Genomic DNA, 25,850 nt, shown 5'->3' with positions numbered 1-25,850 from the left:
AATTTTCCGCAAGGAAACTTTTTATGGCCTGGCCCGTCCAGGTTAAGCGATGGAAGACCAATCCCGCGCACACGAGCTGTTCCTGTTCCTGGCGTCGACTGCGCACGACATGAAGAATTCGATCAGCATCCTGTCCGGGACGCTGGAGCAGCTGCTGGTCGACGCGCCGCAGGCGGCGCCGGCCTATCCGCGCATGGCGCACATGCTGCACCAGACGCGCCGCCTGAACAACCAGCTGATGCAGCTGCTGGCCCTGTACAAGCAGGTCGGCACGCCCGAGTACCCCTTCGACATGCAGCCGCTGGAAGTGGGCGAGCTGGCCGAGCAAGTGGCGGCGAGCGAGCGGGTGCTGCTGCAGTCGCGCGGCGTCACGCTGGAGATCGACTGCGATCCGCACCTGGTCTGGCATTTCGACGAAGACCTGATCATCGGCGTGATGTCGCATGCGATCCACAACGCCACCAACTACACGCGCGACCGAATCCTGCTCGTCATCCGCGAGGTCGACGGCTTCCTCGAACTGCGGCTGGAGGATAACGGCATGGGCTATCCGCAGTCGATGCTGGACGCCGGCGTCGCCGCCATGCACGGCGCTTCCAACGGCGTGAACTTCCTGACCAACAGCGCGGGCCTGGGCCTGTATTTTTCGAGCGAAGTGGCGAAGATGCACCGCCACCGCGGCCGCCACGGCGACCTGCGGCTCGAAAACGGTGGCCGCTACGGGGGCGGCTGCTTCATCCTCAGGCTGCCATGAACGCGGTCCCGCTCCTCTCCACCACAGGTCCCGAGAATCAGGTCGACTGGGCCTCGAAGAACTACCTGGTCGTCGACGACTTCGCCGGTATGCGCCAGCTGCTGCGCGAAAGCCTGCGCAGCCTTGGCGCGAGGAGCATCGACCAGGCCACCAGCGGCGGCGAGGCGATGGCGCTGCTGACGCGCACGCGCTACGACGTGGTCCTGTGCGACTACTACCTGGGCGAGGGGAAGAACGGCCAGCAGGTGCTGGAGGAATCGCGGGTGCGCAACCTGGTCAACCCGAGCACGGTGTGGATCATGGTCACGGCCGAGAAGAGCGTCGAATCGGTGGTGGGCGCGGCCGAGCACCAGCCGGATGCGTATCTCATCAAGCCGATCACGGAAGGCGTGCTGCTCACGCGCCTGAACCGCGTGTGGCACAAGAAGCAGGTGTTCCGCGCCATCGACCAGGCCTATGCCGAACGCGCCTACCTGCATGCGGCGCGCCTGTGCGACGAGCAGATCGCGGCGCACAAGGCGCACGAGATCGAACTGCTGCGCATGAAGGCGCGGCTGATGGAGAAGAGCGGCCAGCCGGACAAGGCGCGCGCCGCCTACGAGCAGGTGCTGGCGCAGCGCGAATACCAGTGGGCGCGCATCGGGCTGGCCAAGATCCGCCTGGCCAACGGCGAATTCGAGCAGGCGCGCCAGATGTTCCAGGGCGTGATCGCGGAGAACAGCTGGTACCTCGACGCCTACGACAACCTGGCCAAGTCCTTCGAAGGGATGGGACAGCTGGACGAGGCCTGCGCGGTGCTGGAGCGCGCCGCAAAGCTGTCGCCCAATTCCGTGACGCGCCAGCGCAACCTCGGCAACGTCAGCCTGAAGATCGGGAACATGGCGCTGGCCGAGAAGGCCTACCGCAAGTGCATCTCGGTGGGAGAGTACTCGGTCAACAAGACGCCGGATGCCTATCTCGGGCTGGCGCGCGTGTGCGGCCTGAAGAACGACACCAAGGAGGCGCTGCAGCTGCTGTCGCAGGCGCAGCGCGATTTCGCCGGCGAGCACCTGGACATCCAGCTGCGCGCCAAGATCACCGAGGGCCTGGTGTACCACGAGAGCGGCGACTACCGGCGTGCGCGCAAGTCCGGCGACGAGCTTGAGCAGATGCTGCGCGAAACCGCCGAGCGGCCCGACATCCCGACCTGCATGGAGATGGCGACCTTGCTGTTCGCGGTCGGCGTGAAGGACGCGCCGGTGGAGCTGCTGTCCTACGTCATCCGCAACAACCATGATCATCCGGTGCTGTTGGAGCAGGTGCGCAAGCTGTTCGAACGTGCGCGCATGGGCGAGGAGGGCGAGGCCATCATCCGGGCGTCGCGCAAGGAAGCGTCGGACCTGATGAACCAGGGCGTCCTGCTGTGGAAGACCGGCAGGCTGCACGAAGCGGTCGAGTGGATGCGCAACGCGCGGCGCGCGGTGCCCAACAACCAGCGCATCCTGTTCAACGCGGCGCAGGTGCTGATCTCGCACCTGGAGCAGCACGGCTACGACGAGGCGATGGCGCAGGAGGCCTACGAGGTGCTGTCGCACGTCGACCACTTGCAGCCGGGGCAGCAGCGTTTCGCGCAGTTGATGGAGCACTTGGCGGCGCTGGCGCCGCAGGTGGAGGCGGTGGTTCCTGGACTGCTGGATCCAGCGCAGCCGGCTGCGGAGCCGGTGCCGCCGGACGCGCATCCTCTCGATTTGCTGGACGACGAGCAGCCGGCTGCAATACAGTTATCCTGAAAGCCGTCGTCCCCGCGCAGGCGGAGACCCATGGACAGCTTGAGTTGCCGCATCGCAGATCGCCGCAGGCCCTCTGACTCAGCATGGGTCCCCGTCTCGACGTGCCTTGTTATTGGTGAGATCAGGCGCCCGTAGCCGCCCCCGCACCGGCTGGCGAAGGCGCCAGCCTCCCCGCGTGCTGGCGCATCAGCTCCGCGCATAACTGGTCCACGTCCCTGCGCATCCCCGGCACCTTTGATACCTCCGCTGCCCGCGACAGCGCCTCCTTCGCGATGTGATACCCCAGCGCGCGATAGCTTTCGAACTGCGCCTCGTCGAACCACTGATCCGCCGTGCTCTGGTGCGGATAGTCGGGATGGGCCTTGCGGTAGTTGAGCACATCAGCGTTCTCGTTACCGACGATGGCCGGCTTGATGTACAGGAGCGTGCCGTCCACGCCTCCCTCATCCACATGGCTGTAGCAGATCGTGCCCGCCGCGCAGCTCGCGCCGCACAGGTCCGTGCCCTTCACCAGCTCCATGCGCGAGACGTCGAGGTCGATCGTCACATGCAAATCGGTGGCGCATTTGCGGATCGCATTGCCGAGGTCTTCGAAGGCCAGCGTCCGGTCGCTGGCCACGTCCACCGCCACGATCAGCCGGCAGCGCCGCCGTACCAGCTCGTAGATGCCGAGGTTCTCGAAGTGGCCGCCATCCGACAGGTACACGTAACTGGCGTCCGCATTGGTCATCCCGAACAGCTCCGCCAGGAGGCTGAACAGCCCGATCGGCGGCGACGAGCGCTTCCACGCCGCCTTGCGCGGATTGGGACACCAGCGCCCGAGCCGCACGTTAAACATCGTCATCAGGAAGTTCAGCGGCGGCGACGAGTGCGATCCCATGTTCGGGCTGGCCGCCGCGCCGGACAGCGCCACCGCCATCCCCAACCGCACCTTGGCGTCGTCGTCCACGCCCTTGCCGGCGCGCGAGGCGTACTGGCGCGTCGGCCGGAAGGTGCCGCGTTGCGCTTCATGCAGCGCCAGGTTCGCGCCTTGCGCCGGCATCAGCGGCATCTCGAATCCGCAGTAGCGCGGCGTGAAGGCGAATGACGCGGCCTTGCGCGTCTGCCAGGCCAGCTCCTCGCCACTGACCAGGTTCAGCGAGGTGTTGATGATGTGGTAGGGCAGCTGGTCCTGCAGGTCGGCCAGCTGCGGGTCGTCGTTGGGGTCGAAGCCGGTGAAGGGATGTGGCTTGCGGTGCATGCTGCTGGCGCCGAAATAGGCGCGCACCACGCGGTTCCGGTACAGCATGTAGAGCGAGAATTTGTTGATGTCGACGCGCCAGCCCAGCACCACGGCCGCGAACAGGCACAGGCCGAAGGCGACGGCCAGCGTGGCGCCGTCGGTTTGCAGGCTGGCGCTGGCGTGCGAGGCGTAGACGCAGGCCAGCGTCGGCGCCGGGCAGGCCAGCTCCGGCGCGGCCACCGACAGCTGCACCAGCGTCGCCAGCAGCGCGAAGATCCCGAATGAGAACACGTAGGGCGCGACGCGTGCGGCCAGCTCCAGCCGCGTCATGCCGATGCCGGGCAGCTGGCCGCCCATGCTGCCAGCCTTCAGGCCGAACCACGTCATCGCCAGCCAGCCGATGGCGGCGCCGAGATTGGCCAGCGGATGCCAGGTCAGCCAGGCCCAGTGCACCAGCGGCGGCAGGAAGAAGGCGGCGCCGAACATCATCATCCAGGTGATGGTGAAGATGGTGGTCCAGGCGCCCTGGCGGCTCCACCATTCGCGGCTGGCGTCGCTGTAGAGGGGGCCGATCAGGCCGATCATCAGCGTTGTGGTGACCGAGAACAGCGTCATCATCAGCGGCATGCCGAAGGTGGTCAGGGCGACCGCGTTATTGAGGATCGGGTGCTGCGCGGGATTCGGCAGCAGCGCCAGCCCGCCGAGCAGCAGCAGGGTGCCGATGGTGAGTGCGAACATCGCGCTCAGGAAGTGGGACAGGGCCTCGTGGACGTCGGTGCGCGTGATGTCCGGCGCGGCGCGCTTGCGGCGCCAGCCCGGCACCGCGAGGGCGGCGGCGGCCAGCAGCAGCGCGATCGCCGCGGCCGGGATCCAGCAGCGCGCCAGCATGTAGGCGCTGTCGTGCGCGATCGCGTGCTCGGCCACGCCGGGCGCGAATTCGAGCGTCCCGCCCAGCATGACGGCCACCACCAGTGCCAGCGCCGCGGCGCACGTCGCATAGCCGGCACGCCGGTAGGGACTGAGGCGGTCGTGCGCGAGATACCAGCCGCAGGCCCACACGATGAAGTAGACCGCGCCCGGCGCCAATAGCCAGGCCAGGCGCCATTCGAGCTGGCGCGCCAGCAGGCGGTTCAGCATCCAGGGCATGGTGCCGCCGTGGCGCCACAGCCCGATGCTGACCAGGAAGCCGGACAGCAGCAGCGGGAAGTTGATGTACCAGAGGACCGCGCCCTGGTTGACCGGGAACCAGCGCTGGCCGTCCGCGCTTTCCGGCCTGCTGGAGATCGACAGCGCGATGCAGAACACCGCGAACAGGAAGGCGCCGGTGCCGAGCATCCACGCCGGATCGGACCACGCGGCCCACGGCGCGCTGGCGCCGACGATGCCGTTGACGGCCCACACCGCAAAGCGCGGCAGCAGGAGCAGGGCGCACAGCCAGGCCAGCAGCATCGCGAGGTTCAGGCCCGTGTTGCGCACGTAGATGCCGATCAGGGTCCAGGCATCGGCGCTGAACATGCCGGAGCGCGGCGACAGGTAGTTGCTGTACTGGCGCAGGAACTGGATCTCGGCCGGTTCGGCTTCCACCGCTTCGCCGGCGGCGCCGGGCGTGAGCATGGCTTCGACCGCGCGCACGTCGCCATGCTTTTCGCGGATGCACTTGGACAGCCAGCCGCCGATGAAGCCGCCGCCGGACACGGTGGACAGGTAGTCGAAGTCGCGCAGCAGCTGCTGTTCGCCGAGCGCCTGCAGCACGCCGAGGTTGAAGGTGGCGCTGCGCACGCCGCCGCCGGACAGCGCGAGCCCCGTGAGCCCGGCCGCGTGTGCGCGCCGCAGCACTTCGGTGCGGCAGGCCGGGGCCACCTGGTCGGGACCGGCGCCGCCATCGGGACGGGGGCGCAGCAGGTCGAGTTCGTTCTGGAAGACTTCGGTGAACACGCAGCCGGACAGGGCGTTCAGGCGGCGCCAGGTGGCCTGGTCGAGCGGGCCGTCGGCGGTGATGCCTTCGCGGGCGCGGAAGGCGGCGAGCGCATCATCGAGCTGGGCGAGCGTGGCCGCGGTCGGGGGCACGTCGATACCGGCGCTTTCCAGCTTGCGCCGCACGTCGGCCACCTGGTCGGGCGTGAGGCTGGTGTAGTCGATGTACGGCACGCACCCTCCACGGCTCAATCGAGCGCGGCGGGGACGAGCGGGCAGGCGCGAACCGCGGCTGTCCCGGCCGCTACTGGTCAGTGGAGCATGTTTTCGGAAGTGGGGATTGCTGTCAGATCAATGAAGCTGCGCGTGGGCATGGCAAGAGGAGAAGAGATTCAGGTCTTGGCCGCGCCATCCTTCGGCGGTTCGGCCGGCCCCGGCCCGGGTTTGGCCGCCGTGGCCGCGCTGTTGGCAGCCATCGCGCCAGTGACTGCCTGCGTGAACTGATCCTGCAGCAGATTCCACCAAGCCATTGCCGCCGGCAAGCCCGGCATGCCCGGTGGCACAGCCTCGCCGGCTGGCCCGCCCTGCGCACCCTGGCTGCCCGCCTGCGCGCCCGCTTGATCGGCGGACTTGGCGCCGCCTTCGCCATTGGACTTGGCAGACCCTGCCTTGCCCTTGGCCTGCGTACCATCTTGGCCTTTGCCCGTCGACGCACCAGTGCCCGGCGTCGTCGCGCCCGCCATGAAAGGATTGAGTGCCGCCGCGGCCGCTGCCTGCTCGCTGGCCTGGCTCATGGCCTGCGCCATGGTCGCACTCATCGACTTGAGCGCGCCGAGCGTGCCGCGCTGAACCTCCAGTCCCTGGATGGTCGCGCGCAGCATCGACGTGTTCATATTGAGCCAGGCTTCGATGGCCTTGAGGTCCGCGATCTTCTTGTCGAGGGCATCGGTGGACAGCGTGGCGTCGGCCATGCCCGGCATGCCGACGCCCGGGACGTTCATGCCGCTCCACAGGTTCTTGACGAACTCGAGCGTGTCCGTCATTCCGGGAATGGGCGGCACTGGTGGCTTGAGCATGGCGGTCTCCTGATGTGTGGGCCTAGCGTAGCAGATTACGCACGGCGCCACAAAAAACCGCGTGCGTGCATACGCGGGCCCGCTGTGCGAACAGGCTACACTACGGGGATGAGCTCCGCATTCTTCCGACTCCACCGGCGGCGCGCGCTGGTGCTTGGCGCGCTCATCGTGCTGTTGCATTGGACTGTGCTCACGTGGTTCAGTGGCCAGCTCGGTCATCGCCGCGTGCACATATTGGACGAGCCGGAACTGCTGGCGGAACTGCTGCCGACGCCTCCCAAGCCGCTGCCGCCGCCGGAGCCGCTGCCGCTGCCGCTGCGCAGCGAACCCTTGCCGCCGCGCCGTCCACCACCGCCCCCGGTACAGGTCACGTTGGCCCCCACGGATCCCGCGCCGCCGCCCGCGGCCGAACCCGGTGATCAGGTGCAAGGCGGCGCCGGGCCCGCCGCGCCCGTCGTACAATCGGCGCCACAAGCGGCGCCCGCTCCGGCGCCCGCGCCCGCCGCGCCGCCGGTGCCCGGCTACCGCGTCGATCTGCCGCCCTCGGCCGAAATGACGATGGACGTCGACCGCATCGATGCCGATGGCACGCACTGGACCGGCGACGCCGATTTCATCTGGAAGCTGGGCGTGGGCAGCTACCGTATGCAGTTCAATGTCGGCATCCGCCTGCTGTTCGCGCACGTGAACCTGCTCGAACTCACCAGCGAAGGCAAGCTGGTCGACAGCGGCTTCGCGCCGGTGCTGATGACGGAAAAGCGGCGCGGCCGCTCGATGACGGCGACGCATTTCAACCGTCCTGAAAGTACGATCACCTTCTCGGCGTCGCAAAATAAATACGCTTTGGTGGCCGGGGCGCAGGACAAGGCCAGTGTGCCGTTGCAACTGGCCGCGATCGCGCGCGCCGATCCGGGCCAATTGAAGGGCGGCCTCGACATTCTTGTCGGCGAAGATCGCGACGCAACCGTTTACCACTTCATGCTGGTGGGCGAAGAGGATATCGACACCAAGCTGGGCAAGCTGCATGTCTGGCATTTGTCGCGCCCGCCGAAGCCGGGGTCGTACAATTCGCGGCTGGACATCTGGCTGGCGCCGGAGCGGGGCTGGTACCCTGTCCGGATCCGCAACACCGAAGCGAGCGGGGCAGTGACGAGCCAGACCACAAGCAAGATTTTGATGACAGGAAGTTGATATGCGACGTAATTTGTTGAAACAGGCTGGCGCGGTCCTCGTGCTGGCGGCAGTGCTGGCAGGCGCGTGGGCTCAGGACGATCATCCGGTCCAGAAGCGGGCATTCGAACTGCCGCCCAATGCCGACCTGAGCTACAACCTGAGCGCACGCCAGGGTGGGTTTTCGCTCAGCGGAAAGGCGCTGATCACCTGGCGCGCCGGCGATGGCAAGTACGCCACGACGGCGGAATCGCGCGTGTCCCTCCTGGGCAAGATCACGGAGAACCGCAGCGAGGGCGCGATCGACAGCTATGGCCTGGCGCCGGCGGAGTTCTATGAAAAACGCTTCCGGCATGATGCGACCACCAGCAAGTTCGACCGTGGTAGCAAGACCCTGAGCTTTTCGGATGGGGACCAGACCTATCCGCTGAAGGGCGGCGAGCAGGATCGCACCTCCGTCACCTGGCAGCTGGTCGCGCAGGCGCGGGCGGCGGGGGACAAGCTCAAGCCCGGCACGCGCTGGGCGTATTTCGTCGCGGGGCGGCATGATGCGGATCCGTGGATCTTCCGCTTCATCAAGCGAGAGAAAGTGAGCACGCCGGCCGGCGAATTCGACGCGTGGCACGTGATCCGCGAGGAGACCGAGGCGGTCAAGGGACAGAAGCTCGATATCTGGCTGGCGCCGGCGCAGGATTGGTATCCCGTCAAGCTGCTGTTCAACGACGACGGGAAGGATTACGTAGAGCAGTCGGTGGAGAAGATCACGAAGAAGTAGCGGCGATTGCTTCGATCGCGACTGCTTGATTTGCAAGCGGCCATGACCATGGTTCGATTCGGTGGGTTTCCGTGCATTTGTCAGGCTTGGTGGTCTGCTACTCTTCCGTGAAAACGGCTTTCAACGGGAGGGCGGCATGCAGGTGAAGCGATTGCGGTTTCTGGGCTTGAGCGCCATTGGGCTTTGCCTGGTGATGCACGCTGTGTTCGTTTCGGCAAATCCCGGAGCGGCGAGCGAACGCTGCGGGCTCGGCGTGCCGCCGGGCACCCGCGGCTTTGCCGAGGACCGGGCCCGTCAGGCAGAGGAAGTGCGTCGGGACGGCTTCTTACGTGTGTGCGAAGCAAATCTGAAACGCTACGACATGTCGTTCAGCCCAAGCGCGGCGGCTGTAAAGAGCCTGGCCTTTCAACCAGTCGACCTGTCGAAAACACCCTTTGCAAAACTCAAGAGCCTCGGGGCCACAGCTGAAGCGGTCAACCGTACCAAATCTCGTCTCTACCGAGGGTTTCGAATGCCCGACGGGCGCAAGCTGACACTGTTCGAGCACGACATGTCAGCCGATGGCACTCGTATGTGGCGCGACCCGAAGGACGAAACAGAGAGAGTCGGCAAGCTCCCAGCCCACTTGAGCGTTTTTCAGGCCGGATCCGGCAACGCTATTTCTGCCTTGTCATGGATGCGGGGCCGGCGGTACTACGAGCTTTGGATAGACGCGAATGTCGCGCTAACGCCACTGCGCCAACAATTATTCGCATTGGCCGCCTCGTTGCCAGCCTCGGTGCCGGCCTGCCCAAATGAAGCTGCTCCTGAACCTTTTCACTTTGGTCCAGACGGGATGCCGGTCCTTCCCTCGGCCCCGGACGTGCTGACAGTCGAGCAGGTCAAAGAAAGCTTGGAGAAAGAAACCCGTCGGTGCAGATGAAGCCTTCGACCAGGCCATGCTCCGATCGTAACTAGGTTGATCACAAGCGCGGCTTCCCGGCCATTCAGCAGAGCAACACGGGCCGTACCCTGAGCATTGCAAACGGCCGGGTTCGGCCAGGAGCCGACAGTCACAGCCGAAAAAACCGCAGCGTGAGAATTACCCATTGCTGCCATCGGCCAGCCCCCACTCAACGCAGCATCGGCGCAATGTCCACGATGTGGACGTCGTGCATCTGGTTCAGGTAGGCCTGCAGATACCACTTGTGCGAGGCGCCCACGATGACCAGCGTGCGTCTGCCTGGATGCGCCCCGATCGCTTCACGGATGTTCGCAGCCATGCGCAGGTTGCGCGTTTCCCAGTAACCGACGTAGACGCGGCCGTAGCCTTGCCCGGACGGCTCTTCCAATGCCGCGCCGAAGTCGGCGTCAAAGACCGTCCTCGCTAGTGAGCGATCGTTCAGGGCGCGGTACAGTGCCATGACCCCTGCAGCGCTGCCCACCCCGGCGTCAAGCTCCGTGCCGACACGCGTGCGCTTGGCGTTGGCAGGATTGTCCCAGGCCTTCGCGATCGCGTCACCGTAGGCCTTTTCGTCATCGACCGGCAGATTCTCTGACTGGTCATCCATCGGCACCACACGCTCCAGGCCGAGTCTGGCGGCTAGCGGGGCGGCGATCAGCCCGTCTTCTTTGTGCCAAGTGTGGAATTTTTCAAGCAAGGCTACGAGTGAGGCGTCGAGGCCGTCGCCGGCATGACGTTCGGCCTCCGGCAGGCGCAGCCATTGCACCAGCGCCGACGCTGGTTCGCCGCCAGCGAGGAAGTGCGAGGCTAGCTTGCGCCGCTGCGCCGAGGTCGGCGCGACTGGCCAGTGCGCAAGCATGGCGTCGATCTCACGCGTTGCGGCCGGCACGTCCAGTCCGGTCGCGGCGCGCGCCGGCGTCGGGTCCCAGCAATAGGTCTTGACCGTGTCCGCATAGCGATCCGGATACTGGCGCATGGATGCGCACAGCGTACCGGACATCGACTCGATCGCGATGATCTGCGGATGCCAGTTGGCCAGCCGATCGAGCAGGCCATCTAGCGAGGCCGGATCGAAGACCCTGGGCAGTTGCGACAGGTGGGCCGTGCCCAGCACCATCACCTCATTCGGCGTACCGCGCGCAGGACCTTTGAGCTTACTGGGATCGAACACGCTGGCGGTGTCGTAGGTGCTGGTCTGGGCGTTGGCCGCGCAGAAGGTGGCAACCAGTAGTAGGCCGAGCAATGGGCGCATCATGTCAATCGTCCTTTCTTCTTCGATGGGTCGATAAATCACCGCAAGGTGACGATGACATGATGTTACGCGGGCCCCCTGGCGCCAGCACGGCGGATGCGACCGGCGGTCAATTCAGCGGTATCAAGCGCAGCGGCGGAGGATAGGCGATATCCGACTTGCGCACCTCTTTGCTCGGTATGAGCGCCTCCATCATCGCCAGGGCCTCGCGCTGCCACGGCAGATCGTCGTCCGCATGCTGGACGATCAGCCACGCTCCCTGGGCCGCATCGTCGCCCACGGCCGACAGCCTGGGCCAGCCACGCGCGCGCAGGATCGCCTGCAGGCGGGCCTTATTCAAATGTTGTATTGCACGCAACTTTGTGGCGTCCAGGTTCTGCCTGAGCGCGCCCTGGTCCAGTTCGCGCAACTCCAGCAATTGCTTCTGCAGGGCAGGATCGGCCGGCGCTTGGGCGGCAGCGGCCGCCGACAGCACGAGCCCGGCGAATACCAGGGAAGCCTTTCGCATCGACCACATACGCCCTCTAAGTTGTCTGGTGTGCAATATTCGATTGTAATCGAGAAAATGTTGCGTATCCCCCGCATTGCCCGCCGGCCCCGGCTTTTCGGTATTTTGCCCGGCTGTAACTGGTATACTGGCGCCCCCGCGGACGAGTCTGGCCCGCCCTTACGGCGCGGCGGCACGTCGCCCCAGCAACTACCGGAACACGATGATCGACACACTGGCAGGCGCGGCCTTGGCCGCAGAACAAATACCAGCATTGGACGAAGCGGATCCGCTGCAGGCGCACTTCCACGCCGGGCTCAATCCCGAGGAGATCGAACAGGTCTACCACCTGAAGCGCGCGCAGCCGATGCTGCAGGCTTTCACCGCGCTGTTCCACGGCGGCCAGGACAGCGTGACCCTGCGCCTGCTAGTGCTGCGCGAACTCGCCGCCGACACGGCGACGGCCGCCTTCTCGCGTGCCGACATCAACCAGAAGTTCGCCTACCTGATCCCGGAAAGCCTGGAGACGGTGCTGAACCGCCTGCGCACGCACGGCCTGCTGGCCTGGGACGCGCCCGCCGCCGTGTACCGCATCACGCCGATGGCGCGCAATGTGCTGGCCGCGCTGGACACCCTGTTCTCGCTCGGCCAGAACGACGCGGAAGACGCCGACATGGGCTTCCTGCTGTCGCAGGTGGCCGGCGCGCAGGCGGTCGGCGGCGTCACCGTCGACCAGCTCAAGCACCTGCTGGGCCGCCTGACCGAGCTGACCGACGAGTTCCGCGACGCGATCGCCTCCGGTTCCGAATTCCAGCTGCGCACCTCGCAGGACAAGTGGCACACTGCTTGCGACTGGGTCGAGAAGGGCTCGCAGATCCTGCGCGCGATCACCGGCGACGAACGCGCCGACTCGGCCACCCACCGAGCCGCGCAGGCGATCGGCCGCGCCCAGAGTGCGCTGCTGAACATGCAGGGCATGTTCTCGCGCGCCCTCAACCAGATCGAGCGCCAGCGCGTGCACCTGGGCCAGTCCGGCCTGTCGACCACCGACGTCAAACTGTGGCTGCTGGCGCATGAAGACCTGGCCAGCCTGGCCGACGGCGCGATCGACCGCCCGGTGGTCCCGATCTTCATCACCCCGGCCGAGATGATCGACGTGGCCGAGACCGAGCTGCTGTCCGAACGCGCCGTCAGCGTCGGCCCGGCCGGCCTGCCGAGCGGCGAGGACGCGCCGCTGACCATCAACGACAACCCGCAGATCCAGATGGAGCTCGATACCTGGATCTCGCGCCTGTCCGACTTCGCCAACCTCGGCACCTTCCCCGAGTTCACCGACGAGAGCCCGAAGCAGGTGCCGATCCAGGACTCGCTGCTGCCGGCCAGCTTCGCCGTCGCCTCGTACCGCGCCTCGCTGCTGCCGCTGCTGGGCGACGCCGCCGAGGCCAGCCTGCAGGGCGCGACCGCGCAGCTGGCGCGCCTGCCGATCAGCTTCGACGCCACCGACGCGATGATCGAACTGGACGACCCTGAAGTGGCCGCGATGTCGGTCGCCACTCTCTCACTCAATTTAGAAAGCGGCTCGCAACAAGATGAATGACGACGCACAAATCCTGATCGCGCGCCTGCTTACGCACCAGACCCTGCGCCGCGACGACAAGCTGGTCAAGCGCGCGCTGTCGGACGACCAGTTCCGCGCCGAACTCGATAAACGCCTGCTCGAATCGGGCCTGAAGCTGCTCGACAACGTGTACGCCGACCACGTCACGCTGGCGCTGCACCGCGCGGTCGAGCCGAAGATCTTCGGCGCCAAGGACATCTGGCAGAACAATAACTTCGGCCTCACGCGCGACGGCGTGGCGCTGCTGGTGGTGCTGTGGGCGCAGATCATCCTGCCCAAGCGCGAACGCCAGGAGACCCACCACGTCGACGATTCGCAGAGCGACATGTTCGACAAGGACAACCCGATCCCGCGTGCGGAAGACGCCTCGATCGGCATCTCGTACACCGCGCTGCTGGCCGACTTCGGCGACAAGCTGGGCAAGAAGACGCGCATGGACATGAACCTCGGCGTGCTGTCCAAACTCGGCTTCATCGAGCGCCGCGGCGACGTCATCCTGGAAGGCCCGCTGCTGGACCTGATGATGGACACCGACGTGCTCAAGGAACGCATCATCAACGGCGCGCTGGCCGACGTGTTCAAGCGCGCGCCGCTGGCGATCGCGCCGGCGCGCCGCAGCGCCAATGATCCACAGATCGAGCCTGCCGCCGACGCCGCGCCTGTCGCTGCCGACGCCGAAGCGGCCATCGATGCCGCAACGGTGACCGATGCCGCGGCTGATCCTACCGATATCCAGAACTGAGGGCACCGATGTTCCACATTAAATCACTCGAACTGGTCCACTGGGATTACTGGCAGCGGATCAAGAACATCCCGCTGGACGCGAAGATCATCACCATCGCCGGCCAGAACGGCTCCGGCAAGACCACGCTGCTGGACGCGCTGCGCACCCTGTTCGGCCTCGATTGCTCGATGGGCCGCACCTACAAGCACTACGCGCGCCACTCCGGCCAGCAGAGCGCCTGGATCCGCGCCGTGGTCGACAACAAGCCGGCCGGACGCCAGCTGTCGAACCGCCCGTTCCGCAACTCCGGCTTCTTTAGCGACGATGAAGTGACGCTGTTCTGCCAGGTGCAGAAGAACGGCGGCGACTGGAAGCGCATGTACCTCATGCGACCCGGGAATATCGAGATCGAGGAAGTGACCGAGGCGACCGACTGGCTCGGCGTCGAGAACTACAAGAAGCGCCTGGCGCAGGCCGGCCTGTCGCCGGCGATGGCCAAGGTGCTGGCGCTGGAGCAGGGCGAGACCGACAAGCTGTGCGAATATGCGCCGCGCCAGCTGCTCGACCTGGTGTTCCAGGTCTTCGGCGACAAGGAAGTGCTGGATGCCTACGACGAGGCCAAGCGCCATCAGCGCGACACCGAGACGGAACTGAAGCGCTTCGAAGCCGAGCTGGAAGCGTCGCGCACCAACCTCGAAGGCCTGCGCCTGCGGGTGGCCAATTACCACCAGTGGGAAGACCTGCACAAGGAGCGCCGCAACCTGACGGAAGAAGTGCTGCCGAGCCTCGAATACCACGAGGTGCGCGAGAAGGCCGCCGTCGTCAGCCGCCAGCTGCGCGAAGCGCGCAAGCCGATGGCGCAGGCCGACACCCAGTTGGAGGAGAAGCGCAAGGCGCTGGCCGCGCAGCAGCGCGCGCTGACCGAGGCGCAGCAGCAGGAAGCGCTGCTGGAGCAGGAAGCGACCAACCTCGCCAGCCGCCTGTCGGCCATCAACGCCAAGCTCAAGCCGCTGGAAAGCCTGCTGGAACAGAAGGAGCGCCTGCAGAAGCTGTCGGCGGACGCCGGCGCCGACCTGGCCGACGTCGCCAGGCAGATCGAAGAAAAGGACATCGAGCTGGCGCGCCTGCGCCAGTCGCGCGACAGCATCTCGGCCAAGATCATGGGCGAACGCGCCACCATCTCGGCCCTGCAGGGCAAGAGCGCGATGCCGGAACCCGAGGCGCAGCGCCTGATGCGCCGTGCGCTCAACGACGAAGGCATTCCGCACGCGATGCTGTCGGATATCGTCGAGGTGACGGATCCGAAGTGGCAGGGCGCGGTCGAGGGTGTGCTGGGCGGTTACGCATCGGTGGTGCTGCTGGAGCGTTCGAAGGATGCCCCGGCCGCGTACAAGCTGGCCGAGAAGGAGCGCTATCGCCACTTCATCGTCCCCGACTGCATCGAGGCGCCGAGCATCAAGGATTCGAGCCTGTTGTCGGTGGTCAAATTCAGCGCCAAGGCGCCGTCGTGGCTGATCGACCAGCTGGCGCGCATCGAGCGCGTGGACTCGGTCGACGACGGTTTCAAGTCCCGCTCGGACGAGTGGATCACGCCGGACGCCTACCACCGCGAACGCCGCGGCGGCCGCTCGCTGTTCGTGGAACCGTCGCGCTACCGCTTCGGTTCGGCCGGGCGCATCCAGCGTCTCGAGGCGATCCAGAAATCGCTGCCGGGCCTGGAGGAGCAGGAAGACAAGCTCACGCTGCAGGTCAGCCGCCTGGCATCGGAAGTCAGCGGCCTGCGCGCGCGGATCGCGGGCGTCGACGCGGCCAAGGAACTGGACGCGCGCCACGCCGAGTTCGAGGAAGCCGCGCGCAACCTGGGCCCGCTCAAGACCGAGCGCCTGGAAGTGGGCGCGCGACTGGGCGAGCTGCAGGCCCTGACCAAGAACGCGACCGTCGCCCGCACGCGCGCCGACACCGTGTGGCAGAACGCGCGCATGGCGCTGTCGGAAGCGGAAGCGGGCCTGCGCCTGAACCATCGCCGCCAGATCGAGCAGCGCGGGGAGCATGCCGAGGAGCTGCGCGCCCTGCGCCGCGCATGGCGCCACCTGCCGCTGTCGTGGCGTCGCGCCGCACGTCGCGCCGCGCTGGTGGCCGAGCACCAGAACGTGCACCAGGTGAAGCTGCGCACCCACTGGCTGGAAAACGCGCTGGCGCGCGACGACTGGGAACTGGACGCAACCGTGATCGACCAGTACCAGCGTCTGAACGACCAGCTGCATAACCGCCAGTCCGAGACCGACGAGCGGCGCTACCAGAACAACCGCGCGATCGAAGCCACCGCCAATGCGCGCGGCGCCTACATCGAGCGGCTGCGCTACACGATCAAGACCTACTCCAAGAACATCAAGGAGCTGGGCGAGCTGGCCAACATCGAAGTCCATGCCGACCCGGTGCGCCTGGAGAACGACGACGTGCAGCTGGCGCAGGCCGGCCTGCACGTGCGCTTCAAGTTCGACGGCAAGGACCAGATCGGGATGAACGACGGCGAGGCCTCGGGCGGCCAGCAGGTGATGAAGTCGCTGGTGCTGCTGATTGGCCTGTTGAAGTCGGAGGATGGCTCGGGCGGCTTCGTGTTCATCGACGAACCGTTCGCCCACCTGGACATCCGCAATATCCAGCTGGTCGGCGAGTTCCTGAAGAATACGGACGCGCAGTACCTGATGACCACGCCGCTGACGCACAATACCGACGTGTACGATCCTTCGGAGCTGACGCTCATCACGAGCAAAAAGAAGAAGGACACGCAGTGGGCGCAGCCGATTTTCGTGCTGCAGCGGAGGCAGGCGAAAGCCGCATAAAAAGAAAAGGGGCCGCGGCCCCTTTTTCTTTGAGAGAACGTCGTTCCCGCGTGCGCGGGAACGACGTTCTTCCTTACGGCTTGAAGGTCCCGATCTCATTGCGCACCTTCATCCGCCACCGCAGCAGCCCCAGCGAATACATCCAGAAGTACCCGGCCGCCAGCCCGACCGTCAGCATGGTCAGCGGACTGTCCGTGATGCGCGGCGTAGGCATATTGCTGCCCTTGTTCGCATAAATCAGCACGCCGAGGTAGAGCACACGCGCCACCAGCGCCATCGCGATCAGGACGCCGAGCCGCGCATTGGGCGTGAAGAAGTAGCCTTCCTCGGTCTCTTCGAAGCGCGTGAGGCGCAGCCCGTAGGCGCCGAGCGCCAGTCCGGCCACGGTGCCGGCCGCCAGCGCGGCGATCGCCAGCGGGTCGCTCATCTCGCTGGCGGGCACCGCCACCATCCCGAAGAACACCAGCAGGCCCGTGTAGTGCCGCGACACGATGGAACGCTGGCGCTCCATGCGCGACTTGACGCGCGTGTAGATGCGCCAGGCCAGCACCGGCACCAGGATCAGGAGCGCGATCGTTGTCAGGTCCATCGTCACCCTTGCTGCAGCGCCGGCAGCGCGCTGCGCTTACGCCAGCGCAGCAGGCCGACCGCGTAGGTCATGTAGTAGCCGGCCAGGATGCCGAATACGCCCAGCGTCAGCGGGCTGCGCGCGAAATCCTGGTGCGCGATCGCGCCGTCGCTCATGTACCACTCCCAGGCGCGCCAGCCCATGCGGCCGATGAACAGCAGCGCCACCACCGCGCCGATGCGCGCGTGCGGGGTGAAGTAGAACTCCTCGCCGACCTGTTCGAAGGTGGTCTTGCGGATGCCGATATTGCCGAGGCCAACGCCGGCCGCCAGCCCAACGGCCAGCGCGAGCAGCGCCATCGGGCTGAAGAGCGCGCCCAGGCCCAGCATCAGCACCAGCAGCGGGAAGAACACCAGCGTGGTCCGGTGGCGCCACGTGCGCGAGCGCTGGCGCGTGGTCAGGCGCCGGATGCGGCTGTAGACGCGCCATGCGACCAGCGGAGCGAGGGCGATGGCGACGATCGGTGCGTTTACCATGTATGGGGACTCCTAGTTTGGAATCCGCCATTGTAATCCAGCCGGGCGGCGGGTCGGACCAGCCCGTGGTATGTTGATGCATCGACTATCCAGAGGAGATTCGCGCCATGAAGCCCTTGCCTGTCGAGGCGCACCGCGCCCCGGATCCGGAGCCGATCGAGGAACCCAGCCCTGACTCCTTCGACAACCCGCACCCGCACCATCCGCCAGTGCAGATTCCGGGCGACGATGAGCAGGTGCCGCCGGATCATAATCCCAGCATCGTCGCTCGGCCGAAGATGTCGCTATAAGCCGCTATAAACGGACCGTCGCTCCCGCCTGCGCGGGAACGACGGTCGGGTGATTAATCAAACGCCCACGAATACAGCACGTCCAGCGCGGTGTTGGTACCGGTCTGCAGCTGCAGCGTGATGCGCGGGTTCAGCTTGTAACGCAAGCGCACCACGCTCGACGCCGTGCTGGCTCCCTGCTCGAAGCTGAGGTAGGCCCGCGAGGACAGCCGCTTGCCGACCGTGACCACGGTGCTCTCCAGGCCCTTGGCCGCGCCCGACACGCCGATCTCGTCCAGCCCCAGCGATCCCGCGATCTTGTTCTGGAAGCCGCCGCCCGAGCCGGACAGCAGTGCACTCGCTGCCGCGCCCAGCACGTCGGACTCGTTCGCATTCGTGCCCTGCATGCCGTGGCCGAGCACCAGCCATGACAGTTTCTCGCTGTCCGGCACCGTCGGCGTCGACACCAGCTTCGCGACCGGATACTGCGCCGTCCCGCGCACCTCCACGCCGGCTTCGACATTGGTCTCGCTAGGCTGCTCGCCATTGGTAGTCTTGCGTACCGCGAGGATGTCGAGCGAGGGATTGTCGTACGGGCCGCTGAAAGTCAGCATACCGTGCTCGATGCTGAGCTTCTGGCCGTAGGCCGAATAGGTGCCGCTGTCGACACGGATGCTGCCATTCACCCGCGGCGACTTCTGGCCGACGCGCTGCAGGCGCAGCTTGCCGCCGAGCGTCGCGTCGATGCCCTTGCCGCGCAGGCGGAAGTCGTCGCCCAGGTCGGCGGTCAGGTCGATGGTCAGCGGCGTAGCGGATTCCTGTTTCGTCTTCGCTTCCGGCGGCGTGCGGCCGATCACGACCACGTCGTCCGAGATGGTCGGGCGGCCCTGCGGCGGCATGTCGATCAGCGCGCGGTCGGCGCGGAAATCGCCTTCGAGTGCGAAGTGCTGGGCGTCGCGCACCAGCGTGGCCTGGCCGCTCACGACCACGGTGCGGTCGGGCAGGGACAGCGCCTCCAGCTTGTTGGCGACCAGCTTCAGGTCGATGCCGGCGGCGCCGCCGCCAAAACGCATCGCGCCCTGCGCCGTCACGTTGCCGCTCGGGCCGTTGAATGACAGCTGCTGCAGCTTCAGTTGCTCGCCGCCGAGCTGTGCGCGCAGCACGCCGCCGCGCAGGTTGACGCCCTGGTCGGTCCAGCGCACCAGCAGGTTGTCGCCATTGATGCTGCCGTCGAGCGCCGGCGCACCGATGGTGCCGCTGCCCGTGAGCGCCAGGTGCAGCGTGCCGTCGAGGTTCATGCCGGGCTGCCCGGTCAGCGGCGCCAGCCACGCGATCGACGGCATGTCGGCGTTGGCCGCGAAGCGCACCGGGCTGTCGTCGGCCACCAGGCCATTCAGCAGCTGGACGTTGGCCTCGGCATGGGTGCGGCCGGCGCGGGCGCCATCCATGTCCAGCCGCGCCTTGAGCACGCCCGCAACGACCTCGGCGCGCGCGTCGAGCGTGCGCAGGCCCAGCGCCACCGGGATATCGGCGCCGGCGTTGACGTCGCCGCCTTCGCGGAACACACGCACCATGCCGTCCAGCGCCGGCGCCGAACCGCCAGTGGCGGCGGCGGTGCGCAGGTCGAGCGCCCATTGCGCTCCCAGCACCAGGTCGCCGCTGACGGACTGCGCGAGGTTGGGCGAGAACTGGGTCAGGTAGTTGAGCGTGACGCCGGTGGCGCTGCCGCGGCTGTTCCAGCGCGGCCCGAGCTTGACCAGCGAGTCGATCGTCACGCTGCCCGCCGGCAGGCGGATCACCGCGCCGTTCAAGGCGATCTGGTCCGGGTGCAGCAGGCCGCCCACGCCGGAGCCGGGCAGGGTGGCCACGCGCAGCGGGATCGGGGCCTGCAGCTCGAAGGCGTACTGGCCGCGGTTGCGTAGCACGCCGACGGTGCCGTTCCACGAGTCGCCGGTCCAGCCGCCGCTGACCTGCGCGGCGGCGTCGAAGTTGGCGCCGCGCGCCGCGAAGGCGATAGTGTGCGCGCCACGCGTGCCACTGGTCTGCAGGCGCAGCGCCGCGACCTTGGTGTCGCCGCTGGCGAAGTCGCTCACCTGCACGTCGGCCACCAGCGGATCCCGGGCGCCGTGGCCGGAACCGAGGCTGGCGCTGGCCGACAGCGCGCGTACCGAGTAGCGGCCGAGGAAGGCCAGCCCTTGTCCGTCCAGACGCGCCGAGAGCGACGGCGCCTCCATGCTGCCGGACAGCCTGCCTTCGCCGCGCAATTGGCCCGCGTAGCCGGCGCCGAGGGCAGCCAGTTTGGGCGCGTCGATGCGCCAGTCCAGCTTGTCGCCGGCGCGGCCGAAGGCGCCGCGCGCGCTCGCCATGTTCGGTCCAAGCTGCAGCTGGATGTCAGTGTTCGACACGTGCGCGCGGTCGGCCTCGACGTTTGCGTGGCCCGACAGCGGCGCGCCGGACAGCGTCGATTGCGGCTGCAGCGTGAGCTTGATCGCGCCGCGCCAGTCCTTGCCGGCGCGGCCACTGGCGTCGAAGCTGGCGTTGATGCTGCCGGACAGTGGTGAACCGAATGCGGCCGGATTGAATTGTTGGGCACTGCCGCTGGCCTTGAGCACCGCCACGCGCTGGCTGCCTTCGCTCACCAGCCGCGCATCGCCGCTCGCGTGCAGCGTGCCATTCGCCGGGCGCGGCTTGGCCGTGGACCAGCCCATGCCGCTGGCGTCGAGCGTGAAGCTGGTGCGCGGCTCGGCCATCGTGCCGGTGATTTCGCCGCTGGCGATGACGCTGCCGTACAGGCCCGCGCGCAGGGCGTCGAGCTGGCGGCCGTCCAGGCGCCAGCGCAGCCGTTCGCCGGGCGCGCCGAAAGCGCCGCGCAGTTCCGCCGTGTTGCGGCCTAGCGCGAGCTGCGCATCGACACGGCTGACATGCTTCGCGTCCGCATCCAGCTTGCCCTTGCCCGACAGCGTCTGCCCGAACAGGCGGCTGGGCGCGACCGTGAAGTCGAGCGTGGTGGCCCATTCCGGCGCCAGCCTGCCGCTCGCGGCGAGCGTCGCGTTCAGGTCAGCGGCGGGCAGCGCGCCCAGCGCCGCCGGGTTGAAATGCGCGACGCTGCCATTCGCCTTGAACGGCTTGTCGCCATCCAGCCTGCCGCTGCCGCGCAGCGTGATCACGCCGTTACCGGCCCTGAGCTGCGCTTCCTGTACCTGCACCGCGTTGCCGGACAGCGTAGCCTGCACGGCCAGCCGCAGATTCTTCTCGGCGAAGTTCGCGCGCAGGGTCTGCGTGTCTTTTTCGCTGCCTACCCGCAGCTCGCCCGCGATGGCGGTCGGGTTCAATTTGCCGTGCAGCTCGTGCAGGTCGAGCCGCTTCGTTTGCAGCGTGAAGTCGGCCACACCCAGGCCTTGCGTGCCGGCTGGCCGCTGCACGCTGCCGCTGCCGGTGAATGCGCCGGCCTTGCCGAAGTCGAGCAGCACGCCGGAAATCGTCATCGATGTCAGGCTGCCGCCCAGCCGCGCCTGCAGCGCGCGCAGGGGCAGGCGCTGCTGGTCGATGGTGCCGGCCGGGCCGTCGTTGGCCAGGTCGACGCTGCCGTTCACCGACTGGTCGCGCCCGATACGGGCCGCCACCGCCACCGTCAGGTCGGCGGTCGGCAGTCCGGGACTGAAAAAGCCGGGATCGAGGTTGCGGCCCTTGAGCGTGAACGCGTGCAGAGGAATGGTTTCGTACGGCGCCAGCTCAAGGTGGCCACTGCCGGTGGCGCGGCCGGCCTGCCCGGTGGCGTCGACGATGGTTGTGGCGAGGTCGCCGCCCGCGTGCAGGCTCAGGCGCGCCGGATGCGGCGATTGCGATGCGCTCTGCGCCAGGCCAACGTTGAAATTGAGCTTGTAGGGCTTGGCGCTGTCGATGCTGCCGTCGGCGGCCAGCTGGCCCCAGGGCGTGGCGGCGCCGGCCCCATTCACGCGCCAGCCGCGCCGGTCGCCCTGCACGCCGAAGTGAATGCGGTCGATCTCGGTGGCCGCACCCTTGCTGACGAAGACCGCCTTGTCCAGCTTTGCATCGCGGATCGTGACCGCGAACGGCGGCGTGATCGACGCCGGCATCGGCTGCGGCGGCGTTTCACGCAAGGTCTCGGAGCGCAGGCTGGCCGCGCGCAGGGTATCGATGTACATCACCCCGCCGAACACGCGTGACACCGACCACACCACGTCCACATTGTCGATGGTGAGCAGCTGGTCTTCGGTGCGATAAACGATATGGTCGACGTGCATCGGCCCGTACAGCGATCCGGTGATGCCGGTCATCTTGATCCGGCCACCGGTCTTGTTCGACACCTTCTCGGCGAACCACTGCAGGGTCGACTGGCGGCCGGCGTACCACAGGCCACCGGCCAGCAGCGCGAACAGGATGGCGATGCCGAGCGCGAGCCGGCGCGGCCAGCGCCGTGGCTTGCGTGGAGCGGGAGTGGGAGTGCTTGCGGTGCTATCCATCAGAACGTGAACCCCAGCGAGAAGTGCAGGCGCACCTTGCGCACCGCCTGGCCATAGGCGACGTCGACGTTGATCGGGCCGGCCGGGCTGCGCCAGCGCGCGCCGACGCCATAGCCGACCTTGGGCCGCAGGTCGGCCACGCGGTCGGCCGCATTGCCCGCATCATAGAACACCGCGGCGCCCCAGGTCGGCTTGAACCAGTACTGCAGCTCGGCGCTGCCGGTGGCGATGTAGCGGCCGCCGGCGACCGCGCCGTCTTCGCGCACGCCCAGCTCCTGGTAGCCGTAGCCGCGCACCGACTGGTCGCCGCCGGCGCGGAACAGGAAGGTGGCCGGCACGCCGGCCTTGGATTTGGAGGCGACCGCACCTGCCTCCGCGCGCAGCACCAGCGTGAAGTCGGTGCCGAGAGGGCGCAGCAGGAAGGCGCGGGCGTAGGCGCGCACGAACTGGCGGTCGGTCAGCACCGGCAGCAGCGCGCCGCCCAGCTGTCCCGACAGCACGTAGCCGCGCTTGGGCGTGACCAGGTTGTCCAGCTCGCGCTTGGTAATGCTGTAGGTGAGCGGCAGGCTCTTGCTGCGGATGCCCGGCTCGTCGTCCAGGGTGCGCAATTCGGTCAGCGCTTCCAGCGTCAGGCTTTGCTGCAGCCGCGGCGTGCCCCAGGCGCGCGTGCCCGACACGCTGGCCACGTTCAGCACCTGGCCCTCGACGTCGGTGCGGTCGATGCCGCCGCCGACGCTGTACTCGTAGCCTTGGGCGGTGGTCGGCCAGTAGAAGTCGGCGCGTCCGGTCTGCTGGCGCTGCTGCAGAAGCAGGCGGCTTTTCAGGCGCGTGCCGGCCACATTCAGGTCGTTGTAGGCGACCTGGCCGCGCATGCCGGTGTTGGTCGAGTAGCCGACGCCCGACTCGACGTTGCGCTGCTTGTTCTCGGTGACGCGCACCAGCACCGGCAGCGTCAGCGCGGCACTGTTGGGCGCCTCCGCGGTTGCCGCTTCCTGGCCGCTGCTGTCCAGGCTCACCTCGACGCTGCTGAAATAGCCGGTGTCCTGCAGCCGCGTCTGGAAGGCCTGCAGGTCGGCCTCGCTGTACGGGTCGCCCGGGGTGATCTTGTTCAGGTTGGTGACCACGGTGCGCGGATAGCGATTCAGGCCGACCAGGTTGAGCTGGCCGAAGTGCACGTCCGGCCCGCTGTCGACCACGATCCGCAGCGCCGCCGTGTGCGCGGCCGGATCGACCGTGGCGCGCGATTCGGCCAGCTGGGCGCGCGCGAAGCGGCTGCGGTTCACCTGGCGCAGCAGGTCGCGCTTGGCGGTTTCCCAGTCGGCGTTGCGGAAGCGCCGGCCGGAGGGCAGGGCCCAGTCCTTGCGCAGCGCGGCCGGGTCGAAGGGTTCGCCGGCGCCTTCGGTGGCGAAGCCGTGCAGCTCGATCTCGACCGTGCTGACGGTGGTCGGCGTGCCGGGATCGACGCTGATGCGCGCCACCGGGGTGGCGCCGCTGGTGTCGAGCCTGGCCTCGATCTGCGGGCTGTAGTAGCCCTCGGTCTCGACCAGGGTGCGTACCTGTTCCGGCGCGTCCTTGACCATGCGGGCCAGCTGCGCCATGTCGATGCGCGGGTTGCCGCGCCAGCGTTCGAGGTCGAGGTTATCGCGCAGCAGGGTGGCCAGCGCGCGCGGCGCGTTCACCTGCACGTCGTAGCGCACGGCGGCCGGCGCCGCCTTTGGCGCCTCCTGTGCATATGGGGTGTGCATGCCCAGCAGGAAATACACGGCCAACACGATTTGTGCCAAAATTCGTGCTTGCCGCGCCCTTGCTATCGACTGATTCAGGCCTGCGCAGGACATATCTCTCCATTCTTACCGATCTCAGCTCATCTTAACGGATTGGCAAAGCGGCAGGCGAACGTTAAACCCCGGAAACTTCTGATGCAAGCACACGACAGCGCGCTGGTTCTCTTCAGCGGCGGACAAGACTCCACTACCTGCCTCGCGTGGGCGCTGCAGCGCTTCGGGCGCGTCGAGACCATCGGCTTCGATTATGGCCAGCGCCACGCGATCGAGCTGGCGGTGCGGCCGGCGGTGCTGTCGGGGATGCGCGCCCTGTCGCCGGAGTGGGACGCGCGCCTCGGCCACGACCACATGATCGACCTGTCGCTGATCTCGAAGATCTCCGACACCGCGCTGACCAGCAATGTCGAGATCCAGATGCAGGCCAACGGGCTGCCCAACACCTTCGTCCCGGGCCGCAACCTGCTGTTCATGACGGTGGCCGCCACCGTGGCCTACCGCCGCGGCCTGACGGTGCTGGTGGGCGGCATGTGCGAGACCGATTTCTCCGGCTATCCCGACTGCCGCGACGACACCATGAAGGCGCTGCAGGTCGCGCTCAATCTCGGCATGGACACGCGCCAGCGCGTCGAGACGCCGCTGATGTGGATCGATAAAAAGCAGACTTGGGAACTGGCCTTCGAGGCCGGCGGCCAGCCGCTGGTGGACCTGATCCGCTTCGAGACCCATACCTGCTACCTGGGCGAGCGCGGCGAACGCCACGAATGGGGCTATGGCTGCGGCCACTGCCCGGCCTGCGAGCTGCGCGCGCGCGGCTACGAACAGTTTGCCGCCAGCCGCGGCGCCTGATCCACGAGGAGCGACATGCGCCTGGCCCTGCTCACCGACCTGCATGCGAACCGCGAAGCGCTGACCGCCTGCCTCGAACACGCCGGCCAGCAGGGCGCCGATCAATATGCCTTCCTGGGCGACCTGGTCGGCTACGGCGGCGACCCGGCCTGGGTGGTGGACACGGTGATGGCCTACGTCGCGCGCGGCGCGGTGGCGGTGCAGGGCAACCACGACTACACGATCGCCAGTGTGGCGCGGCCCAAGATGCATCCCGAGACCCTGGCGACCATCGAATGGACCCGCAGCCAGATGTCGCCGGCGCACGTGGAATTCCTCGGCCAGCTGCCGCTCACGCGCCAGCTCGACGGCATGCTGTTCGTGCATGCCAGCGCCGAGGATCCGATCCAGTGGGAATACGTGAAGAAGCCGGAGCAGGCGGAGCGGTCGCTGCGCGCGACCGCCAGCAAGGTGGTGTTCTCGGGCCACGTGCACGCGCCGGCGCTGTACCGCCGCACGGCGGACGGCCGGATGGGCACGCACCAGCCGCAGTCGGGCACGCGCATCGTGCTCGATCCGGAGCACCAGTACCTCGCGATTCCGGGGGCGGTGGGCCAGCCGCGCGACGGCAACAACGCGGCCTGCTATGCGATGTACGACGATGCGACGCGGGAGCTGAGCTACTTCAGGGTCCCCTACGACCACGGCGCTGCGGCGCGGCGGGTGATCGGGGTGGGCTTGCCGATGATCTTTGCAATGCGGCTGGTGGAAGGGATCTGAGGCGGAGGGGATTCGCGTTACCGTCGTTCCCGCCCCCCCGCCTCCGCGGGGGCAGGC

19 protein-coding genes are annotated in these 25,850 nt (G+C 67.4%); 11 read left to right on the top strand and 8 right to left on the bottom strand.

The features are described 5' to 3' along the window. Window positions 1-49: 49 nt before the first annotated feature. Entirely contained in the window at window positions 50-754 is a 705-nt protein-coding gene (locus NX778_RS10990; protein WP_258811786.1) for a sensor histidine kinase, read from the top strand. Continuing rightward, window positions 751-2,523: a tetratricopeptide repeat-containing response regulator gene (locus tag NX778_RS10985; protein WP_258811785.1), complete on the top strand. Its 1,773-nt coding sequence runs from the start codon at window positions 751-753 to the stop codon at window positions 2,521-2,523. The genes NX778_RS10990 and NX778_RS10985 overlap by 4 nt, the downstream gene beginning before the upstream one ends. Before the next feature lie 121 nt (window positions 2,524-2,644). Here the strand turns inward: NX778_RS10985 and NX778_RS10980 are convergent, their stop codons facing one another. Next, the gene (locus NX778_RS10980; RefSeq protein ID WP_258811784.1) at window positions 2,645-5,893 is read right to left on the bottom strand and encodes a patatin-like phospholipase family protein; all 3,249 of its coding nucleotides are present in this window, start codon (window positions 5,891-5,893) and stop codon (window positions 2,645-2,647) included. A gap of 158 nt (window positions 5,894-6,051) precedes the next feature. Further along, window positions 6,052-6,735 carry a PhaM family polyhydroxyalkanoate granule multifunctional regulatory protein gene (locus tag NX778_RS10975; protein WP_258811783.1) on the bottom strand — a complete coding sequence of 228 codons (684 nt, stop codon included), beginning with the start codon at window positions 6,733-6,735 and terminating at the stop codon, window positions 6,052-6,054. A gap of 108 nt (window positions 6,736-6,843) precedes the next feature. Here NX778_RS10975 and NX778_RS10970 point away from each other — a divergent pair, with 108 nt between their 5' ends. The 3 genes from NX778_RS10970 to NX778_RS10960 all read left to right on the top strand — a co-directional run bounded on the left by NX778_RS10970 (window position 6,844) and on the right by NX778_RS10960 (window position 9,602). Then, window positions 6,844-7,926 carry a DUF3108 domain-containing protein gene (locus NX778_RS10970; RefSeq protein ID WP_258811782.1) on the top strand — a complete coding sequence of 361 codons (1,083 nt, stop codon included), beginning with the start codon at window positions 6,844-6,846 and terminating at the stop codon, window positions 7,924-7,926. Between the two features lies 1 nt (window position 7,927). Then, window positions 7,928-8,680, top strand: a complete 753-nt coding sequence (locus tag NX778_RS10965) for a DUF3108 domain-containing protein (RefSeq protein ID WP_258811781.1) — start codon at window positions 7,928-7,930, stop codon at window positions 8,678-8,680. A 136-nt stretch (window positions 8,681-8,816) separates the two neighbouring features. After that, a complete protein-coding gene (locus NX778_RS10960) occupies window positions 8,817-9,602 on the top strand; it encodes a hypothetical protein (protein WP_258811780.1) in 786 nt (261 codons plus the stop codon). 190 nt (window positions 9,603-9,792) lie between these two features. Here NX778_RS10960 and NX778_RS10955 read toward each other — a convergent pair whose 3' ends face one another. Both NX778_RS10955 and NX778_RS10950 read right to left on the bottom strand, forming a co-directional pair. Beyond that, entirely contained in the window at window positions 9,793-10,878 is a 1,086-nt protein-coding gene (locus NX778_RS10955) for a DUF5694 domain-containing protein (RefSeq protein ID WP_258811779.1), read from the bottom strand. Window positions 10,879-10,984: 106 nt separating this feature from the next. Continuing rightward, window positions 10,985-11,392, bottom strand: coding sequence for a hypothetical protein (locus NX778_RS10950; RefSeq protein ID WP_258811778.1), 408 nt, complete (start codon window positions 11,390-11,392; stop codon window positions 10,985-10,987). Window positions 11,393-11,585: 193 nt separating this feature from the next. Here NX778_RS10950 and NX778_RS10945 point away from each other — a divergent pair, with 193 nt between their 5' ends. The 3 genes from NX778_RS10945 to NX778_RS10935 are packed head-to-tail and all read left to right on the top strand — an operon-like array spanning window position 11,586 to window position 16,547. Further along, on the top strand, window positions 11,586-12,959 hold the full coding sequence (locus NX778_RS10945) for a hypothetical protein (protein WP_258811777.1): 1,374 nt from the start codon (window positions 11,586-11,588) through the stop codon (window positions 12,957-12,959). Beyond that, a complete protein-coding gene (locus tag NX778_RS10940; protein ID WP_258811776.1) occupies window positions 12,952-13,722 on the top strand; it encodes a hypothetical protein in 771 nt (256 codons plus the stop codon). Before NX778_RS10945 ends, NX778_RS10940 begins: the two co-directional genes overlap by 8 nt. A gap of 8 nt (window positions 13,723-13,730) precedes the next feature. Then, the gene (locus NX778_RS10935; protein WP_258811775.1) at window positions 13,731-16,547 is read left to right on the top strand and encodes an ATP-binding protein; all 2,817 of its coding nucleotides are present in this window, start codon (window positions 13,731-13,733) and stop codon (window positions 16,545-16,547) included. 73 nt (window positions 16,548-16,620) lie between these two features. On the opposite strand, the gene NX778_RS10930 is transcribed toward NX778_RS10935, so the two are convergent. After that, complete coding sequence (locus NX778_RS10930; protein ID WP_258811774.1) at window positions 16,621-17,136, bottom strand: CcdC protein domain-containing protein; 516 nt, start codon at window positions 17,134-17,136, stop codon at window positions 16,621-16,623. Window positions 17,137-17,138: 2 nt separating this feature from the next. Then, the gene (locus tag NX778_RS10925; protein WP_258811773.1) at window positions 17,139-17,651 is read right to left on the bottom strand and encodes a CcdC protein domain-containing protein; all 513 of its coding nucleotides are present in this window, start codon (window positions 17,649-17,651) and stop codon (window positions 17,139-17,141) included. A gap of 107 nt (window positions 17,652-17,758) precedes the next feature. Between NX778_RS10925 and NX778_RS10920 the strand changes: the two genes are divergently transcribed. After that, window positions 17,759-17,941 (top strand): hypothetical protein, encoded by a 183-nt coding sequence (locus NX778_RS10920; RefSeq protein ID WP_258811772.1) that lies wholly within the window; start codon window positions 17,759-17,761, stop codon window positions 17,939-17,941. A 53-nt stretch (window positions 17,942-17,994) separates the two neighbouring features. Here the strand turns inward: NX778_RS10920 and NX778_RS10915 are convergent, their stop codons facing one another. Continuing rightward, a complete protein-coding gene (locus tag NX778_RS10915) occupies window positions 17,995-22,404 on the bottom strand; it encodes a translocation/assembly module TamB domain-containing protein (RefSeq protein ID WP_258811771.1) in 4,410 nt (1,469 codons plus the stop codon). Next, window positions 22,404-24,176, bottom strand: coding sequence for an autotransporter assembly complex protein TamA (locus NX778_RS10910; RefSeq protein WP_258811770.1), 1,773 nt, complete (start codon window positions 24,174-24,176; stop codon window positions 22,404-22,406). The genes NX778_RS10915 and NX778_RS10910 overlap by 1 nt, the downstream gene beginning before the upstream one ends. A gap of 147 nt (window positions 24,177-24,323) precedes the next feature. On the opposite strand from NX778_RS10910, the gene queC reads away from it, so the two are divergent. Continuing rightward, window positions 24,324-25,034 (top strand): 7-cyano-7-deazaguanine synthase QueC, encoded by a 711-nt coding sequence (gene queC / locus NX778_RS10905; RefSeq protein ID WP_258811769.1) that lies wholly within the window; start codon window positions 24,324-24,326, stop codon window positions 25,032-25,034. Between the two features lie 15 nt (window positions 25,035-25,049). Continuing rightward, window positions 25,050-25,793, top strand: coding sequence for a metallophosphoesterase family protein (locus NX778_RS10900; RefSeq protein ID WP_258811768.1), 744 nt, complete (start codon window positions 25,050-25,052; stop codon window positions 25,791-25,793). Window positions 25,794-25,850: the final 57 nt, after the last annotated feature.

Source organism: Massilia terrae, from assembly GCF_024753145.1.
Lineage (GTDB): Bacteria > Pseudomonadota > Gammaproteobacteria > Burkholderiales > Burkholderiaceae_D > Telluria > Telluria terrae.
Note: the sequence above shows the minus strand (reverse complement) of the source record. Positions and strands in the feature narration are given on the sequence as shown.